Here is a 17,982-nt window from a genome sequence, read left to right as displayed (position 1 = left end):
ATTTATTGGCATATATCCTGTTTTATCGAAGTCTTTAGTCATGTTTAGTTCTACGGATTATGCAACCAAGGAACTATGCTAAGAGAATTATACGAAACCCTACTGAACCGATTCTGAACAATTAGTCCTATATTAAGACATCCCCGCAACAAAATTGCTTGACTTGGAGTGAACTCCAAATGTAATAATATCCGGTGTAAGTAGCTGGAGTAGACTACATTTGAAGAAAACAATATCTAGGAAAGCGAGGTATAATCAAATGGACTATGTAAAACTTGGAACTACCGGCTTGGATGTATCCCGGCTTTGTCTTGGGTGTATGGGCTTTGGGGTTGCAGAACGGTGGATTCACCCATGGATACTAGATGAAGAGCGCAGTCGTCCCATTATAAAAAATGCCCTGGAGCTAGGTATTAATTTTTTTGATACCGCGAATGTATATTCAGATGGAACTAGCGAAGAAATTGTTGGACGGGCTTTAAAGGATTATGCAAATCGAGATGAAATTGTCCTCGCGACCAAGGTTCATTTCCGTATGCATCAAGGCCCGAATGGTGCGGGACTTTCCCGAAAGGCTATCATGAGTGAAATAGATAAGAGCCTTAAGCGACTGGGGACAGATTATGTGGATCTGTACCAAATCCATCGCTGGGATTACAATACCCCTATTGAAGAGACGATGGAAGCATTACATGATGTTGTGAAGGCCGGGAAGGCAAGATATATTGGTGCTTCTGCCATGTACGCATGGCAGTTTCTAAAGGCGTTACATGTCGCTGAAAAGAATGGATGGACCCGATTTGTATCAATGCAGAATCATTTAAATCTCTTATATCGTGAAGAGGAGAGAGAGATGCTGCCGCTTTGTAAGGAAGAAAAAATCGGTGTGATTCCATACAGCCCGCTTGCAGGTGGAAGATTGACGCGTGATGCGCAGGAAACAACACATCGTTCCGAAACCGATCAAGTTGCGAAATCTAAATACGATGCAACTGCAGATACCGATCGATTGATCGTGGAGCAGGTTGCGGCCATCGCAGAAAAACGTGGAGTTCCCCGCGTTCAAATCGCACTTGCCTGGTTGCTACAGAAAGAACCGGTAACAGCTCCCATTATCGGTGCTACGAAAACGTCTCATCTTGAAGATGCAGTAGCTGCTCTTTCGATTACATTAACACCTGAAGAAATTGCATTACTGGAAGAGCCGTATGTTCCTCATCCGGTAGTTGGCGCTCAGTAAATATGGATGAAATGACAGTTTCGAAATAAGAAACGACAAGAACGCCCTATTCATTTACATAGGGCGTTTCTTGATCAGAAATCAGGAGGTGAAGTCTGCATGTTGATCGCAGAAGTAAGCAAAAAATTTGAACTATCTCAGGATACACTCCGCTATTATGAACGCATCGGACTTATTCCGCGTGTGAACCGTAATAAAAGTGGCATCAGGGATTACACGGAAGAAGATTGCAGATGGGTTGAATATATTAAATGTATGCGAGGCGTAGGACTTCCCATTGAAATTTTGATTGAGTATGTTAGGTTATTCCAACAGGGTGATGAAACGATGAATGCTAGAAAAGAACTCTTAATAGAGCAGCGCAAGCAGCTCATTGCAAAAATGAAAGATATGGAAAATGTGTTGGAACGCATGGATTATAAAATTACAAGCTATGAACAAACAATAGGTGAAAAAGAAAAACATCTAATTTAACCCCTGCGCGCTTTACGAGACAATAGGTTGCCCAAGGACTGAACACCTTGTACAAACAAGACTAGAATGATGACGGTAATCAGCATAACCAGCGTATCAAAACGTTGATAGCCATATGCGATCGCCAGATCACCAATTCCGCCTCCGCCGACCGCACCAGCCATAGCAGTAGCACCAATCAGACCAATGGATGCTGTCGTTAACGACAAAATCAGAGAACTGAATGCCTCAGGAAGCAAAAAATATCGAATGACCTGGAATGGAGTCGCCCCCATCGCATCTGCTGCCTCCAGTATCCCCGGATTTACCTCCAACAGCGAGTTTTCGACCAGCCTGCCGATATATGGCGCAATATATACAATCAAGGGGACAATTGCCGCACTGGTCCCAATGGATGTATTCACAATCAGACGAGTTAACGGAATGATCGCAATCAGCAAGATAATAAAGGGTAAGGAGCGAACAATGTTTATGATTGGATTCAAAATATTGTGCAGCCATTTGTTCTCCAGAATTCCGCCCGGACGGGTGATGACGAGTAAAATACCGATAGGGATACCGATCAGGGCGCCAATGAATAATGATATGCTGACCATGAGCACGGATTCATACAAAGCTTCCCACAGTTGATCCCAGGTTATCGTGGTTCCTGTAATCATCATAGACTCTCTACCTCCTGAATATGGACTCCTTTGCTCTTGATAAAATCAACAGCCTGCTGAATGGAATGCTGTCCACCGCGCAGTTGGATCGTCATATAGCCAATCGTTGTTTCTTGAATCTCCGTCATGTTGGCAAATAAAATGTTCACATGGATATCATGTTGCCGAATCAATTCATGAACCACCGGATCAGAAGCAACCTGTCCTATAAATTCCAACTTGTAAATCCGCTGTGATTCTTGCTGTTCGAACGTTTGCAGCACACTCTCGGGTACTGCATCGTGAATGACCGTGCGTACAAAGCTCTGCGTCGTCGGGTGCTGCGGCTGCCCGAATACCTCCAGGACATTGCCCTGCTCGATGATTTCCCCTTTTTCCATTACGGCTACCTTGTTGCATATTCGCTGAATGACCGACATCTCATGGGTGATAATCAAAATGGTAATCTTGTATTCCTTGTTAATTTTGCGAAGCAAGTCGAGAATAGACTGCGTGGTCTGTGGATCAAGCGCCGAGGTTGCCTCATCACAGAGCAAAATGGATGGGTTGCTCGCAAGCGCCCGTGCAATCCCGACACGCTGCTTTTGTCCGCCGGAAAGCTCGTTGGGATAGCTGTTCGCCTTGTCCGACAATCCTATGAACGCCAAAAGCTCTTTCACACGCCCCTCTATTTCCCGTTTGTTGCGCTTAAGCAGCACCAACGGAATTGCAATGTTGTCGAACACCGTTTTTGATTCCAGCAGATTAAAATGCTGAAAAATCATTCCGATCTTCTTCCTTACCTTTCGCAGCCCAGAGGTCGAATAGGTATTTAACTGTTCTCCCTCAACAAGAACCTCTCCGCTGGTTACTTTCTCCAGACGATTGACCAAACGGATCAGCGTACTTTTCCCAGCGCCACTGAATCCGATAAATCCGAAAATATCTCCTTTATCCACTTTGATATTTATATTTTTTAACGCTTCAATGCTTAGGCCTTTTCTCACATAGGTTTTGGATACATTCCTAAGTTCAATCATGAGTCCTAACTCCTTCCGTTCTCACAAGTATGTAAGATGTTCTGAGCTGATTGCTTTTCTTTGGCATGAACGATCGAATTAAATCCGAGTATTCTAGTAAGTTTTATAAAGTATACTACTTCGATTTAATATTCATGTCAATATGTGTTTTGAGTCTGGTTAGTTCATGTCCTTGCATAAATCAGCATGATATTGCAGATGGTATGAAATATGCCGAAGCATACACACCTTACCCGAACGGGACGGAAGCGGAGGAACATAGATGAAGCGAATATTTACCTTGTGGCTATGCGTTGCAGTTATGGGGATGTTGGCAGTTACGGCGGAACCCGCATGGGCCACTCAGACTGTTGACGGACAGCCTTATCATTTTGGGTTTAAAAAAAGTAAGGGAGGAGAGCTACCTTCTATCGCACAAGAAGGCTTTATGCACCTGATCGAAAGACAAGGTGGCATCTTTCTGGGGGATACGACTAAAAAAGAATTATTTCTCACTTTCGACAACGGCTATGAGAATGGGTATACTCCGAAAGTGCTGGATGTATTGAAGGCCAAAAAGGTCCCAGCCGCCTTCTTTGTGACGGGGCATTTTGTAAAAGACCAGCCTGCTTTGATGCGACGCATGGCAAGTGAGGGTCATATTATCGGAAACCATTCATGGAGCCATCCTGATATGAGCACCATTTCTTCGGCAGAGATCCGGTCTGAGCTGGATCGGGTACGAAATGCATCGGCAGAGCTAACCGGGCAAAAAGAAATGAAATATGTCCGGCCACCTCGCGGCATTTTTAGTGAAAAAGCATTGGCTTCCTGTCGAGAGGCCGGATATACGAGCGTATTCTGGTCTGTAGCTTATAAAGACTGGGACACAAATATTCAGCAAGGAACGGACTATGCCTATCGTCAAGTCATGCGTCAGCTCCACCCTGGTGCGGTTATTCTGCTTCATTCCGTATCCAAGGACAATGCCGAGGCGCTTGCTTCTATCATCGACGAGGCTCGCAAGCAAGGGTATGAGTTTAAAAGTCTAGACGACCTTAAGGTGAAACATTATCACTAAATAGTAACTGAATTTAATGAGCCGATACGTTATCAGCCCGATCCACACCTGCCCATGGTAGCCAGTGTGAATCGGGCTTTTTAGTTTACGACCAAGGAAGGTAATGGATATAATGACTGTAAGAAATGAATTGGAAAGCACTATTTTTTGGAGGTACATCATGCATTTTGTATTTGATCTGGATGGAACGATTTGCTTTAAGGGGCAGTGTGTGTCGGATAAGATCGCAAGCTGTCTGGAACAATTGTCCCGAGCGGGACATGAAGTCATTTTTGCCTCGGCACGGCCGATTCGCGACATGTTACCCGTACTTCCTAAACGCTTTCACACCTATGCTCTGATTGGTGGCAACGGCTCTATGATCTCCCAACAAGGCAGTATAACTCACGTGGAATCCTTTTTACCGGAAGTGAAGAATGCCCTGCTCGCACTACTGGAGGAACACCAAACCACCTATCTGATTGACAGCGAGTAGGATTATGCATATACGGGTGCAGCTGATCATCCTATACTCAACAATGTGGATATCAGCAAGTTGGCGCAAAAGCTGCCTTTGGATTCCCTGAAATCCATCGTAAAAATGCTCATTTTAACTGCTGACGATATGGATGAGCTTGCCGCCAAGCTTTCACCGCTCGGCGTAGTCATCCATCAACACCGTAATGAACAAGTGCTGGACATCAGCCCGCAAAATATCCATAAATGGAACGCGCTTCAGAAGCTTGGTGTGCAGCCCCGTCAATTTATAGCCTTCGGCAATGATGCGAATGATATTCCGATGTTCAGGGAGGCACACCATGCCGTCATGATTCATCACCATGCTGAACTGGCTGCCTTCGCGACTGAATCGATCCCTAATGAGGGAAAAAATCTAGAAGACCGGATTATCGCCAAAATACGTGAGTTGGCTGAAACAGTAACCATTTAGCCAAACGCTAAGAAAGGGAAGGTCTCTCTATGAGCCTTCCCTTCCCTTTACCATTCTACAGATAGCAACGCCTATTGCACGCTTAGCTTATACACTCTAGCTTCATATGGGCGCAGCTTCAATGCATGCAGTTGTTCCCCTTGTACCGGCTCGTAGTTGGACAGCAGCAGCTCCGCCTTAGCGACAGGAAAGTCCTCCTCGGGCCAGTGGTACACCGGATCACGATCAAAGAAATTCAAAATGACCAGCAAACACTCTTTTCCCAACATACGAGTGAATACATACAGCTCCGTATCTAGTGGCAACAGTAGCTTGTATTCGCCATAGACTATGACCTCATGTTGTTTGCGCAGAGCAATTAACTTGCGATAATAGTGGAAAACCGAGTCCGGATTATTTCTTTCTGCCTCTGCATTAATGTGTGTGTAGTTATCGTTAATCTTCATCCACGGCTCTCCATCGGTAAATCCGGCCGCAGGACCAGCATCCCACTGCATAGGAGTGCGTGCATTATCCCGGCTTTTTCGCCAGATCGCCGCCATAATCTGTTCCTCCGGTTCACCGATCTTCCGTTGCTGCTCATAATAATTCAACGTTTCCACATCCCGGTAATCATCAATTGACGGGAATGCGATATTCGTCATGCCAATTTCCTCACCTTGATAAATATAAGGCGTACCCTCTAACATATGTGTGAAGGTTGCCAGCATTTTGGCTGACTCTACGCGATATTGTCCATCATTAGCAAATCGCGAGAGGGCCCGCGGCTGATCATGATTGTTCAGATAATTGGCATTCCATCCTTCCTCATGAAGCACTGTCTGCCAGCTGCTCATTATTTTTTTCAGCTCCACCAATGTCCACGGCTTGGATTTCCATTTTTCCGTCCCTAGCCCTTGTGCATCAATAAACATGTGTTCAAATTGGAAAACCATATTCAGCTCATGCCGTTGGTCCCCCACATAATCAAGTGCCTGTTCCGGTCCTAAACCGGACGTTTCTCCGACCGTCATTAACGGATAACGCTCCAGCACCTTTTCATTCAGCACCCTAAGAAGCACATGTACCTGCTCCAAATTGGAAAAAAGCTGATAGGCCCTCACCAAGGTTCGTTTGTCAGGATTATCGGCATCCGGCAGCCCTTCGGCTTTGACAATATGGGCAATGGCGTCAAAGCGGAAGCCATCGACTCCCTTTTTCAACCACCATTCCACCATGCGGTAGAGCTCGCCCACCATCTCTTCATTTTCCCAGTTCAGATCCGGCTGATGCTCGGAATACAGATGCATGTAATATTCGTCTGTAAGCTTGTCATATTTCCACACTGAACCGGAAAAATACGATTCCCAGTTGTTCGGATATCCGCCATTTTTGCCTGTTCGCCATATGTAGTAGTCCCGCTTCGGATTATCCTTGGACGAGCGTGACTCCGTAAACCACGGATGCTCATCCGATGTATGGTTTAATACCAAATCCATCATGATTTTGATGCCTCGTTCATGCGCCTGGTGAAGCAGTTCGTCAAAATCCTCCATTGTTCCAAACTCATCCATAATGGCATAATAATCGCTAATATCATATCCGTTATCGTGATTAGGCGATTTATATACCGGACAAATCCAGATTACATCAATACCCAGCTCACACAAATAATCCAGCCTGGACAAAATACCTCGCAAGTCTCCTTTACCGTCTCCGTCAGAATCCTGAAAACTGATCGGGTAAATCTGATATACAACGGCTTCCTTCCACCATATTTTTCTAGGCATGTTTCCCTCCTGTAGCTTCTCTGTACATCCAATAGCTTATGCTCTTAACATACACGCAATACCTGTCTGCGAATCGTTGGTGTAGGGGAACAAGAGTCTTGTAAGCTTGCTTCGACGCATTAGCAGAGCCTCTATAATCTACAGAGATTTATTTTAAAAAAATATTTTGCAAAATAGGTTGTAAAAGTGGACCTGGAGTTACCTATATTTATGAACTGCCCATATACATGTACTCAAAGCGGTGCCACTTTTGAATAAAAGGAGGAATTTACATGAACCATCGACCCAAGGAGCCAAAGGATCTGATTGTGGAAACTGCTGTGATCCCGCCCAACATCCATGTGGATGTGGAGTCAGCCACTGAGGGGGGAATACGCCGCCTGATGCTTAGCGATAACCCGGAGACGCTTACCCATGTGACGGTACCTACCGAGCAAGCCACCCTGTGGCATGACATGGTTCGCACCACAACCCGGACGGTCAAGCATCGCATTTTCGGCTGGCATTATAACAAACTCGGCAGCGCTGTTAAACTGGGCATCACCGTAGAGAACAGAAGCGCTGCTGGACTGGAGGTACGTCATATTGAACGTGCCCTTAAGATTGTGCCTGAGGACGGCAACTGGATTATAGATGTCGGGCAGTCTATTGCCAAAAGCTGTTTGGCGGGTACGATGGAACGTCTGAAGCCAGCAGACCGTCATAAATTCGGCAAAGGCACCGCCCTGCTGGAGGAATTTGAGCTGCCCGAAGGATCGCTGGCCGGATTCATCTATGATCTCACAGTAGAATTTGCTGAAGGCCACGGTACGCTGGATTATGTGATTCGCACCGTGATCAGCAAGGATACGCAGACCGATCTGCGCCAGATTCATATGGATGCGCTTCCTCCCGTACCTCCACCACAGGCGCATCCACGAGGGGTGTGGTCCTTTTCCGAAACAAATGCGCGGATGCCAGAGTACGTGGTGGGACAGAGCGCCAACTATCGGGCGTGTGCCACCAAAAAGCTGAACGGCGAGACTCCTGCCGATCTGCTGTTTACCGGGGCACGCAGCGAGCTGGGGCCTGCGCTAGATAATCGCGGACAATTCGGAACCATATACAACGCGACGATTCCCATCGTTAATGACAGTGACGAGGACCGTACAGTCCGCATCTACGCCAATCCACGTGGGGGTGCGTTCGCCGGGTCTGTGCGTGTGGATGATCGTGTATATGGTATCCCTCTGCTACGAGATAATACCAAGGTATGCCGATTGGCTGATATCATCGTCCCTCCCGGCAGATCCAGCTATGATCTCAGCTTCATGGTGGCCGGCAGTGCAACTACGCCGCTAGGTCTGTACGTCATTACACTATAGCTGTGCTCACGATGACTGGATGAGCGAACGTGGGGCCAAAATTTTCACAGGATATGGTCTGCTCTATAGTAAATGGAGCTGTCCCAAAGCTGGTTTTAAACTTTATTGCACAGTCACGCTTCGTCATTAGTATAAAAAAGCGCGAGTGCAAGGGTTATCCCCCCCTGTAGCTCACGCTTTTTGGTTCATGCTTACCCGGTTTGTGTCAGAATAAATATCACTCTATTTGAACCGCTGGACCTGCCTCGAAGGCATAATGGTCAACTCTGGAATATTGACATGCTCCGGCTGCTCTAGTGCATAAAGGGCAGCTTCTGCAACATCATCGGGATGCAGCGGCAAAACGCTCGAAGCAAACGCCCGAATTTCCTGCTCGGGATATCCGGCCACCTGCGAAAATTCCGTCGCGACCGCCCCGGGGTGAATCGCAGTTACACGAATTCCTTGCGTACTGGTCTCCAAACGCAATGCAGAGGCTATGGCGCTAACGCCGTACTTGGTAGCGCTGTATAGTCCTCCTCCGGCAACCACTTCCTTCGCTGCAATAGAGGAGACAATGACAACATCCCCCTTGACCTGTTCCCTCATTGGCTGAAGTCCGTACTTCAGTGTCAGGACAAGACCGTGCACATTCGTCTTGTAAAGCTCCTCCCATCTTTCCAGTTCCACTTCTGCCAGTGGGCTTCGATACCCGAAGCCGGCATTGGCAACGATAATGTCAAGCCGCCCCCAGCGTTCAAGAATAGCGTGGACCGCCTGCTGTACGTCTTCAGCTTTTTGGATATCGGCAGGTATTGCCATGACCTCGTACAATTCCTCTTGGTGCAAGTCGCGAACCAATTCATCCAATCGCTCCTGACGGCGTGCCAATACAGCTACATACGCGCCTCGCTTTGCCAGTTTTTTTGCAATCGATGCCCCAATGCCGCTGCTTGCACCTGTTACCAAAGCTACTTTCCCGGCCAGGCTTTCTTTCGCTTTCCAGGATAATTTCAACTCATCCAATATCATGTTAAACCCTCCTCAAGCTTATTTGGTTAAAAGCACGCGATGAACCCCCTGGCTGCCTCCAGGAGCTGTACCTATATATAAATATCCGTCATGGTTGACAGCCGTGGTTACCCCATAAAGCGAGCCTTCAGGATCATGCCAGCTTCCGATGAGTTTACCCTGCGGATTAAGCTCCACAGCAAGCCCATGCTTCACAGGTGCGCTTGCACCGCTGAGCAGCGATTGAGGCAATTTGGCCATCATTCCAGCCAGCCACGGGCTTCCATGCATCTGATCTACAAAGGGAATACGTGTGGTGAAGAGACCGACCCAGAAATGGCCTTGATCATCACGCGTAATGTTATCTGGAAAACCAGCGAGATTATCCGCAAAAATATCCGAAGTCCCCTTCTTCGGCCCTTTGAGCCAGTATCGGGTCAATTGGTAGTGATACGACTCTGCCACAAGTACAAAATCTTCGTCCGCAGACAAGGCAACTCCGTTCGCAAAATAAAGGCCTTCCAACAGAACCGTCGTCTGCTTGGTCGCCGGATCATATTTCAGCAAACGTCCATGTGGCTTGTTCTCGGCGATTTCTTTGAAGACTACACTGCCATAATTGGAGGTGTCAGAAAAATAAACGGTACCATCTTTGGCAATATCCAGCTCATTGGCCAAATAGATCGGTGTGCCGTCGACTTGATTGGCCAACACCGTCACGTTACCGGAAGGATCTACCGACAGCAGCCCCTTTTTAACATCCGTAACGATCAGATTTCCACTTGCGTCAAACATAAGTCCATTGGGCGTTCCTTTGGTATCTGCATATAGCTGGGCCTTTTGTGGATTGCCCTTTGTATCAAAAGCAACCTTATAAATTTTCCCGTCGGAGTCTCCCGTATATAAATTCCCTTCCTTGTCAAAGGTGATAAATTCCGGAAACTTAGGGGCATCTGTAACAAGCTCTGCGGAGCTGAGTTTGTTGTTTTGTTGCCATGGACCCGCTTGTTCAAAAGAGGGGGCCGAAGGTGCAAGCCATTTTGCAGGCTGGACAGGGGAAGGAATGAGCATAAAAATAAACACTCCCAGAAGGATTACCGCCAGCAGCGATAATCCGGTTCTACGTAGCCATTTACGCGGTTTCTTAGTCTTTCTTCCTTGAGAATCTTTGACAGATAAATCAGGTTTACTGGGCATTAGAGTGCCTCCTATGTGATGTGAATAATATTTCAGCATTTTGCATAATTCGATTCCCAACGCTCGAAGGTACACTATATAGACGAACTAAACCGTTTCGATCTATATATTGCTGATTTGAAATCGCTCTTGGGATTTATGCAAAATGCTCATTTATATTTGAACGACGATTTTACCGAAATACTGTTTTCCTTCAGCCAAAAGTGCGAAGGCTTCGCCGATTCGGCTGAGCGGGAATACCCGGTCGATGACAGGATGTAAACGATGGCGGGAAATGGCACGATTCATGTTTTCGAAATGTTCCCGGTTACCGACTTGGCTGCCGCGAATCGTCGCAGCCTTCTGCAAAATGCTGGTGACATCGAACTCAGGAATGGTCAAGCCCGATAAGAATCCGACCATGCTCACAGTCCCTCCGGTACGAAGTGCATTGATGGATTGCGCCATTGTTGCCGCTCCCCCTACATCTAGGACATGGTCGACTCCGCCGCCTGTCAGCTCCAGAGCCACCTTATCCCACTCGGGAACTTCTGAATAGTTGATTGTCTGCCATGCGCCGAGAGCCTTTGCCCGTTCCAGCTTGTCATTGCTGCTCGATGTGATAATTACCCGTGCTCCCGCCATCAGAGAGAATTGAAGCCCAAAGATGGAAACACCGCCTGTTCCTTGCAAGAGCACCGTATCCCCCGCTCGCAGCCCGCCGGATTCCATCAGCATGCTCCATGCGGTTAATGCCGCAATCGGCAAGGTGGAAGCCTCCTCCCAAGAAAGGTGATCCGGAATAGCGACGACCCCTTCTTCATGCAGAACGATATATTCAGCCGCCACTCCACTGAGCGGGCCCCCCAGACTGTCCTTTAAGACCTCCGCTCTCGTGCTCCCGCCAATGAATTTCTGTTGTAAATTTGCCGCTATCCTTTGTCCAACCTGAAATTTTGTCACCCCTTCGCCCACAGCTACAATTTCACCCGCTCCATCGGATAACGGAATGAAGGGAAATTGAATGCCGATCGGCATTAGCCCGTTGATAATCACCAAATCCCGGTAATTCAGGGACGCTGCCCTTATGCGGATCAGAACTTCCAGCCGTCCCGGCACCGGTATGTCAAGTTCCGTCAAGGTTAACTCTTCAAAGCCAAAACCGTCTTTCAGTTGCACTGCTTTCATTTTGGTTGTCCTCCCTGTAATGTTAAACTTTTTACCTAGTATGGATACGGTGTATTATGAAAGAAACGATGTTTCTTATACAATACACTGTATCCAATTGTCTTCAAGACGTCAATCTTTACTTTAAAAATAAAAACGGTCGTAAACTGCTTCCGGGCTTTTAACGTTCCTTACCAAGTAAAATTGGAGACTGGGTGGCTTCGATTGTCCAGAACTTGCTCAGGTGGGCAAGCATGACCAAAAAACGCGAGTTGCAGGGGTGAAATAATCTCTGCAACTCGCGTTTTTTACATTAATGGTGATAAAGCGCTGTCCAATAGAATTGGAATTTGCTTATGCCACAGCCTTATTTAAGCTCCAATTTTTATAAACTACGTCTACTTAAATTTGTTCCTGACTATATTACGTTACTAAGTATAAAATTGGAGGGCGGACCAGGCTCCGGCTTGCCAAACAAATAACCCTGAGCCAGTGATACACCTGCTTCACGACAAAATTCAAAATCCTCCATCTGCTCTACGCCTTCAGCCAACACTTGGCCTCCAAAACGAAAAGCCGATTCTACAATCCCTGTAATTTGCCGCTTCTGATCACTGTTACTATGACAGCCGTCAATTATACTGCGGTCAATTTTAACATAATCCGGCTGAAGGCAATTCATAAGCTCTGTCGTAGAATAACCTGCCCCCACATCGTCCAGGGCCACCGAAACTCCTCGATTGCGATATTGATCAAAGATATGATGTAAAAAATTAAGGTCGTCTATCTCTTCCGTTTCTACGACCTCAAATACAAAATCCTTCGTACTCATGGATAACCGATCAATCGTCTCAAAGGTGTGATTCAAGCAATAAGCCGGATTATAAATGGTGGAAGGGAGAAAGTTAATAAAACGTTTAATTCCCGCCGGAAGGCATGTTGCACTTTTTTCAATAGCGGAAATACGAGCCGAGCGATCCAGATGAGCATGCAAGCCAGCTTCACGGGCGATTTCAAACAGCCGGAAAGGCTGAAAAGGTCTCTCTGCATGTGACGGACGCAGCAAAAACTCAAACCCGATAATATCCAGCTTGTGGTCAACAATAGGCTGCATATGGCTGGAAAAACTTTGATCCTTAATAATACTCACGATATCTGGATGTTGCAGTCTGGCTTGCAATTGACTAAATAAAAGCCAGTCCTCATATCCTTCGATATGATGCAAGCCCGTTACCACAACTTGCATATGGTTCAGGTATTCCTGTGGCAGACGAGCCAGTCCGTTAACCAGCTGTTCCAGCTCTGAACGGCTGTCAAAGCGAAACTCTATGCTACCCTCACGCCCATGTTCCTGCTTCAGTTGTTCCGATAGCATACCCAAACCATCTAATGCTGGAGTAAGCGACACCCTGGAATGCCTAATTCTGAGCAATCCTTGATCCTTAATAGGTAATATGATGCTGCAATTGCTGCATGTCATAATGGTCCTCCTCGGAACAATTTTCCGGTTTTTTCACCATTATATCACAAATAACTAGAACAAAAGCACTATATAATTACGTGTTTTTACAAAAAAGTAGCTTATTCTTTACGACAACTTAGGACTTAAGTACATATTCGACAAAAATCAGAAAACTTTTTGCAATCATGATAAATTCGGGGCTGTGGTTTTTGGCATCAAAAAAAGCAGCAAATCTCTTGGTTAAAGAGACTTGCTGCTTCATTCTGATATTGAGTGGAAACTAAAATCCGAAGTTATTTGGACGCCTTCGGCTTCGTTGTTTTAGCTGGTTTAACAGCTGCAGGTTTGGTCGTTTTAACAGCTGGTTTTGCTGTTGCTTTCGCGGGAGCCACAGCTTCCTTTACAGGAGTCGTTGCTGCACTAGGCTTAGCGCCAGCTTTTAAGCTGTATTTGGCAAAGCCGTCTGCCGCGCTGCTCAAGTATGAAATTTGTTGATTTCCTGCCAGCACGTCTTTGGCATCAGGAGAGGACTCGAAAGTAACCTTTGCCTGACCAAAAGGAGCAATAGACCAATTGTCATCCGCCGATGGATTAATCGTTCCGTTCGTACGGATATAGTCAACAATGACCTGGCGACTTTCATCCGGTGCTGCCATCACAATTCGTCTGCCATCTGGATTAGCCAGTTTGGATGAGGAAGCACGATAGTTATTGGTGGCTACGATAAATTTCTGCGCAGGATCAATAGCCTTCCCATTGTATTGCAGATCCTTGATACGATGAGCTGAAGAATCAATAATAGTTCCCTTGGCATCATATCGTGCAGGCTGAGTTACATCAATCTGGTAATTCACACCGTCAATGACATCAAAATTGTAGGTTGGGAAATCTTTGTTGATCAGCGATTGCTCCTCAGTTTGCTTTGGATCAATGCGGTTGAACTGACCTGCAGACCACTCCAGCCATTCCTGAATTTCAGCACCGGTCACTTCTACAGCATGAACTGTGTTCGGGTACACATACAGGTCGGACACGTTTTTAATCGCTACCGTACCTTCAGGAATATTGGTGTAATACTCGGCTCCGTTTCGACCACCGGCCTTGAATGGAGCGCCTGCCGACAATACGGGAAGATTTTCGTATTCGGTCCCTTTAAGATGGTTTTGAACATACCATTTCTGTGCATTCGTCACAATTTGAATGGAAGGGTCGTCCTGCACTAATGCAAAATAACTGTTAATCGGTGCAGTCGTTGTTCCAACAGGTTGGCGAACATAATCCAGCGTTCCTTGATGCTCTTCCTTGATCGAATCTGTCAGTTTGTAGTCAGGAGTAAACTGCACAGCCTGGTTTGTGGTACTCACAACCGGACGCACTTGAGACTGAGAGTTGATTACGTTCCACTCACGGTTTTTCTTTTCCAGGCTCAGATCAATAATCCCCAGATCCTTGCCCCATGAGGAAGCTTCCACAGCCGGTACGCCATTAATGGTTCCTTTATCTAGATCTACACCCTTCATTTCTTTAAAATCAGGGCCGGGGAAAGATTTATGAGCATGCCCAAACAGAATAGCGTTAATTCCGTCCACCTGGCTTAAATATTTAACGGCATTCTCCATCATTGGCGTTTGCGGCACATCCTCATAACCTGTGTGCGCAAGCACGACAATAATGTCAGCACCTTCCGTCTTCATTTGAGGAATAAACTTTTTCGCCGTTTCCACAATATCCTTCGTAACGACTTTATCCTTCAAATTGGCTTCATCCCACTGCATAATTTGTGGTGTGACCAAGCCGATGACGCCCACTCTAAGGATGTGCTCTTGCCCCTTCTCGTCCGTTACTGTTTTATCAAGAATTCGATAAGGGGTAAAATAATTTTTAGTAGCTTGCTCCCCCTTATCAACATAAACATTCGCATTTACGTAAGGAAAATCGGCTCCCTTGAGCGATTTCTCCAGAAAGTCGAGACCATAGTTGAATTCGTGGTTGCCCACTGTCGCCGCATCATAGCCCATCAGGTTCATCATCTTGTAGACCGGATGGACACCGCCTTCTTTCTCGAAGGTTTTATTTCTGGCCATATAATCGCCTAATGGATTGCCCTGTAACAAATCACCGTTATCGAACAGCATGCTGTTTCTTGTTTCACTACGCGCCTGTTGGATCAAACCAGCTGTGCTAATCAAGCCATATTCGTTGGTTTCTTTGTCTGAATAGTAATCATAGTTCATCAGCGACGCATGAATATCCGTTGTTTCCATGATCCGCAAATTCACCGTAGCGCTATCGCGAGAATCGCTAGCTGCCCAGGATGGAGCGGCCGAAAACACCAGCATGCTACAAGCCACAACTGCTGCTGTAAACCCTTTAAACCAATTTTTACGAAATAACAAAATATACCCCTCCTCATTAAGGTGTATGCCTCATATACATACTTTTGCACATATATGTAAGCCTTGAACCCACCATTTCTATTTTAATCCAACGCCAGACAAAAGAGTAGTCATTTACTTAAATTATTTATGAAAAAATAATTAATTTTCTCAAAAATAAAAAGCCAGCAAACCTCCTAAAAAACTCGGAGATTCACCGGCTTATCCATTTATATTCGTATTATTTCTTCCAAACCTGGCGCTCAGATTGCTGACCCACATACTCAATGCGCGTCGGATTCACGTCCAGAATGACATAATCGGGATCATCCGGTCCGGAAAACCATTCCTTCAAGGAATCGTTCCACACTTGTTTGCGCAGTCCCTCATCAGCTGTAATCTGGACGGTAGCCTCAACTTCTACGACTTCCTTCGTACCACCAACTTCATAACCCAGCAGCAGATAAGCATTCGGATTGTCCTTTAGCTCATCCACTTTATGAGTTTTGCGATCTGTCGCCAGATGAATGTTCATTCCATCGTTAAAAAGGGCCATATAGCGTACTTTCGGTTTGCCACCCTCTACCGTACCTAACGAGCAAAATTTGTTGTTATCCAAAGCCTTCACAATGGCTTGTTCCAGTTGGTTGCGATCCAATGTTTCCGTTTTACCCACAGTACAACAACTCCTTTTCACGAATTTGAATTCTCTACGGCCACGCCATTGGGCACCAGCCCATCTGAACCTACCTGCGCAGCTGTTCTGAAAATAACATGACCGGATCGAATCGAATTGATTCATGCTCATTTTCAGATCAAAGCTCACAGTAAAAGTGTACCCTGTGGTTCGGCAAATGAACCGTCACCTCTCCCTTCATGCTGGACAGACCCACATTCAAGGCATATAATCGTCGTAGTAAACCCGAATAAATGAACCCATTAAACCATACAATGCCAGGGGTGCTGGAATCGGCCGGCTGAGAGTGTGTCCCAAGACACTGACCCTTACAACCTGATCTGGGTAATGCCAGCGTAGGAATGCTTAAGCAAGATGTGCCTTTTTTACATAGGACCATCCCTTACTTTGGTATATACAAGCGCAAGCGTCCCGGAAACTCGGGGCGCTTTTTTTGTTGAAGATTATGTTGTTGGAAAGATCGCGTCCGGCAGATGTTATTTTTAGAAAATGGGGAACTTAAGCTGTCTGATTGGACGGATAACGGGTAATTAAAGGAGAGAACACAACGATGAAGCGCATGAAAATGTTAAGCCTGGGACTGATCAGTCTGTGGCTCATGGCCCTGACCCTGACCGCTTGCGGTGGAAGTCCCCCCACATCCCAAGAAGCGGCTCCCGCTACCGACACTCAAACGTCTACTCCGGCAAAAGGGCTCAAAGATGTTAAAATCGTGCTCGACTGGACACCCAACACGAATCATACGGGACTCTATGTCGCTAAGGACAAAGGATTTTACGAAAAAGCGGGTTTGAATGTCCAAATTGTTCAACCTGGTTCAGGCGGAGCCGATCAAATGGTTGCTTCTAATGCTGCACCTTTTGGTATCAGCTACCAAGAAGGCGTCACACAGGCTCGTACGCAAGGCGTGCCGCTTGTATCCATTGCTGCGGTGATTCAGCATAATACCTCAGGCTTCGCAGCCCCGGTAGATCGCGGAATTAAGAGCCCGAAAGATTTTGAAGGTAAAAAATACGGCGGTTGGGGCTCTCCCGTAGAAGAAGCGGTCATGAAATCCATCATGGATTCAGACAAAGGCGATGTGAGCAAAGTGAAGATCGTCAACATGGGCAATGCAGACTATTTTACAGCCGTGAAGCGGGATATCGACTTTGCCTGGATTTTCTACGCATGGACCGGAATCGAGGCCCAGCTTCGAGGTGAGCCATTGGATATGCTGTATGTAAAAGATTATTCCAAAAGCCTCGATTACTATACGCCTGTAATTGTGAGCAACGAACAGACGATAAAAAATGATCCCGCGCTGGTCAAAGCGTTCATGGACGCTACCGCACAAGGCTATGAATACACTATCACCCATCCAGAAGAAGCCGCGGACATCTTAAGCAAAGCTGTACCAGAGCTGGATAAAAAACTGGTGCTCGCCAGCCAAAAATGGCTAAGCCCGCGTTATCAGGACGATGCCGCGCAATGGGGCGTGCAAAAAGCGGAGGTATGGCAAAACTATTCGGACTGGATGTACGAACGCAAGCTGCTCAGCAAGCCTTTGGAAGTCGATAAAGCCTTCACAAACGACTTCCTGCCCAAGCGCTAATCATT

At 46.4% G+C, this 17,982-nt stretch carries 14 protein-coding genes, 1 pseudogene and 1 riboswitch; of the genes and pseudogenes, 6 read left to right on the top strand and 9 right to left on the bottom strand.

Annotated features, from left to right (window positions below):
* The first annotated feature begins 259 nt into the window (after window positions 1-259).
* Window positions 260-1,240, top strand: a complete 981-nt coding sequence (locus tag KAI36_RS02255; RefSeq protein WP_220026810.1) for an aldo/keto reductase — start codon at window positions 260-262, stop codon at window positions 1,238-1,240.
* A gap of 99 nt (window positions 1,241-1,339) precedes the next feature.
* Window positions 1,340-1,714 carry a MerR family transcriptional regulator gene (locus tag KAI36_RS02250; RefSeq protein ID WP_025722906.1) on the top strand — a complete coding sequence of 125 codons (375 nt, stop codon included), beginning with the start codon at window positions 1,340-1,342 and terminating at the stop codon, window positions 1,712-1,714.
* On the opposite strand, the gene KAI36_RS02245 is transcribed toward KAI36_RS02250, so the two are convergent.
* Complete coding sequence (locus KAI36_RS02245; protein ID WP_023986716.1) at window positions 1,711-2,376, bottom strand: methionine ABC transporter permease; 666 nt, start codon at window positions 2,374-2,376, stop codon at window positions 1,711-1,713. The two genes, KAI36_RS02250 and KAI36_RS02245, sit on opposite strands and share 4 nt — an antisense overlap.
* Window positions 2,373-3,395 carry a methionine ABC transporter ATP-binding protein gene (locus KAI36_RS02240; RefSeq protein ID WP_025722905.1) on the bottom strand — a complete coding sequence of 341 codons (1,023 nt, stop codon included), beginning with the start codon at window positions 3,393-3,395 and terminating at the stop codon, window positions 2,373-2,375. The genes KAI36_RS02245 and KAI36_RS02240 overlap by 4 nt, the downstream gene beginning before the upstream one ends.
* Window positions 3,396-3,657: 262 nt before the next feature.
* Here KAI36_RS02240 and pdaA point away from each other — a divergent pair, with 262 nt between their 5' ends.
* Window positions 3,658-4,455, top strand: coding sequence for a delta-lactam-biosynthetic de-N-acetylase (pdaA, locus tag KAI36_RS02235; RefSeq protein ID WP_023986714.1), 798 nt, complete (start codon window positions 3,658-3,660; stop codon window positions 4,453-4,455).
* 160 nt (window positions 4,456-4,615) lie between these two features.
* A pseudogene (locus KAI36_RS02230) lies at window positions 4,616-5,383 on the top strand (HAD-IIB family hydrolase).
* Window positions 5,384-5,454: 71 nt separating this feature from the next.
* Here KAI36_RS02230 and KAI36_RS02225 read toward each other — a convergent pair.
* On the bottom strand, window positions 5,455-7,152 hold the full coding sequence (locus KAI36_RS02225; protein ID WP_220026809.1) for a glycoside hydrolase family 13 protein: 1,698 nt from the start codon (window positions 7,150-7,152) through the stop codon (window positions 5,455-5,457).
* 272 nt (window positions 7,153-7,424) lie between these two features.
* Between KAI36_RS02225 and KAI36_RS02220 the strand changes: the two genes are divergently transcribed.
* A complete protein-coding gene (locus KAI36_RS02220; RefSeq protein ID WP_220026808.1) occupies window positions 7,425-8,516 on the top strand; it encodes a hypothetical protein in 1,092 nt (363 codons plus the stop codon).
* Between the two features lie 222 nt (window positions 8,517-8,738).
* Here KAI36_RS02220 and KAI36_RS02215 read toward each other — a convergent pair whose 3' ends face one another.
* The 6 genes from KAI36_RS02215 to KAI36_RS02190 form a co-directional block, all read right to left on the bottom strand.
* Entirely contained in the window at window positions 8,739-9,527 is a 789-nt protein-coding gene (locus KAI36_RS02215) for an SDR family oxidoreductase (protein ID WP_220026807.1), read from the bottom strand.
* 18 nt (window positions 9,528-9,545) lie between these two features.
* Window positions 9,546-10,703 carry an SMP-30/gluconolactonase/LRE family protein gene (locus KAI36_RS02210; protein ID WP_220026806.1) on the bottom strand — a complete coding sequence of 386 codons (1,158 nt, stop codon included), beginning with the start codon at window positions 10,701-10,703 and terminating at the stop codon, window positions 9,546-9,548.
* A 153-nt stretch (window positions 10,704-10,856) separates the two neighbouring features.
* Window positions 10,857-11,870 (bottom strand): zinc-dependent alcohol dehydrogenase family protein, encoded by a 1,014-nt coding sequence (locus tag KAI36_RS02205; RefSeq protein WP_220026805.1) that lies wholly within the window; start codon window positions 11,868-11,870, stop codon window positions 10,857-10,859.
* Window positions 11,871-12,267: 397 nt separating this feature from the next.
* Entirely contained in the window at window positions 12,268-13,329 is a 1,062-nt protein-coding gene (locus tag KAI36_RS02200) for an EAL domain-containing protein (RefSeq protein ID WP_220026804.1), read from the bottom strand.
* Between the two features lie 275 nt (window positions 13,330-13,604).
* Window positions 13,605-15,707: a bifunctional 2',3'-cyclic-nucleotide 2'-phosphodiesterase/3'-nucleotidase gene (locus KAI36_RS02195; RefSeq protein WP_220026803.1), complete on the bottom strand. Its 2,103-nt coding sequence runs from the start codon at window positions 15,705-15,707 to the stop codon at window positions 13,605-13,607.
* A gap of 220 nt (window positions 15,708-15,927) precedes the next feature.
* On the bottom strand, window positions 15,928-16,362 hold the full coding sequence (locus KAI36_RS02190) for a pyridoxamine 5'-phosphate oxidase family protein (protein WP_053324487.1): 435 nt from the start codon (window positions 16,360-16,362) through the stop codon (window positions 15,928-15,930).
* Window positions 16,363-16,632: 270 nt separating this feature from the next.
* A riboswitch (TPP riboswitch) is annotated at window positions 16,633-16,742 on the top strand.
* 191 nt (window positions 16,743-16,933) lie between these two features.
* Here KAI36_RS02190 and KAI36_RS02185 point away from each other — a divergent pair.
* The gene (locus KAI36_RS02185; protein ID WP_220026802.1) at window positions 16,934-17,977 is read left to right on the top strand and encodes an ABC transporter substrate-binding protein; all 1,044 of its coding nucleotides are present in this window, start codon (window positions 16,934-16,936) and stop codon (window positions 17,975-17,977) included.
* The last annotated feature ends 5 nt before the right edge of the window (window positions 17,978-17,982 follow it).

It is taken from the genome of Paenibacillus sp. S02 (genome assembly GCF_019454065.1).
Taxonomy (GTDB): Bacteria; Bacillota; Bacilli; order Paenibacillales; family Paenibacillaceae; genus Paenibacillus; species Paenibacillus polymyxa_B.
This window is presented reverse-complemented; position numbering and strand designations above follow the sequence as displayed.

Excerpts from the sequence above, each read along its gene's own strand:
- KAI36_RS02255 (WP_220026810.1), top strand. The coding sequence starts at position 260 with ATGGACTATGTAAAACTTGGAACTACCGGCTTGGATGTATCCCGGCTT.
- KAI36_RS02250 (WP_025722906.1), top strand. The coding sequence starts at position 1,340 with ATGTTGATCGCAGAAGTAAGCAAAAAATTTGAACTATCTCAGGATACA.
- KAI36_RS02245 (WP_023986716.1), bottom strand. The coding sequence starts at position 2,376 with ATGATGATTACAGGAACCACGATAACCTGGGATCAACTGTGGGAAGCT.
- KAI36_RS02240 (WP_025722905.1), bottom strand. The coding sequence starts at position 3,395 with ATGATTGAACTTAGGAATGTATCCAAAACCTATGTGAGAAAAGGCCTA.
- pdaA (WP_023986714.1), top strand. The coding sequence starts at position 3,658 with ATGAAGCGAATATTTACCTTGTGGCTATGCGTTGCAGTTATGGGGATG.
- KAI36_RS02225 (WP_220026809.1), bottom strand. The coding sequence starts at position 7,152 with ATGCCTAGAAAAATATGGTGGAAGGAAGCCGTTGTATATCAGATTTAC.
- KAI36_RS02220 (WP_220026808.1), top strand. The coding sequence starts at position 7,425 with ATGAACCATCGACCCAAGGAGCCAAAGGATCTGATTGTGGAAACTGCT.
- KAI36_RS02215 (WP_220026807.1), bottom strand. The coding sequence starts at position 9,527 with ATGATATTGGATGAGTTGAAATTATCCTGGAAAGCGAAAGAAAGCCTG.
- KAI36_RS02210 (WP_220026806.1), bottom strand. The coding sequence starts at position 10,703 with ATGCCCAGTAAACCTGATTTATCTGTCAAAGATTCTCAAGGAAGAAAG.
- KAI36_RS02205 (WP_220026805.1), bottom strand. The coding sequence starts at position 11,870 with ATGAAAGCAGTGCAACTGAAAGACGGTTTTGGCTTTGAAGAGTTAACC.
- KAI36_RS02200 (WP_220026804.1), bottom strand. The coding sequence starts at position 13,329 with ATGACATGCAGCAATTGCAGCATCATATTACCTATTAAGGATCAAGGA.
- KAI36_RS02185 (WP_220026802.1), top strand. The coding sequence starts at position 16,934 with ATGAAGCGCATGAAAATGTTAAGCCTGGGACTGATCAGTCTGTGGCTC.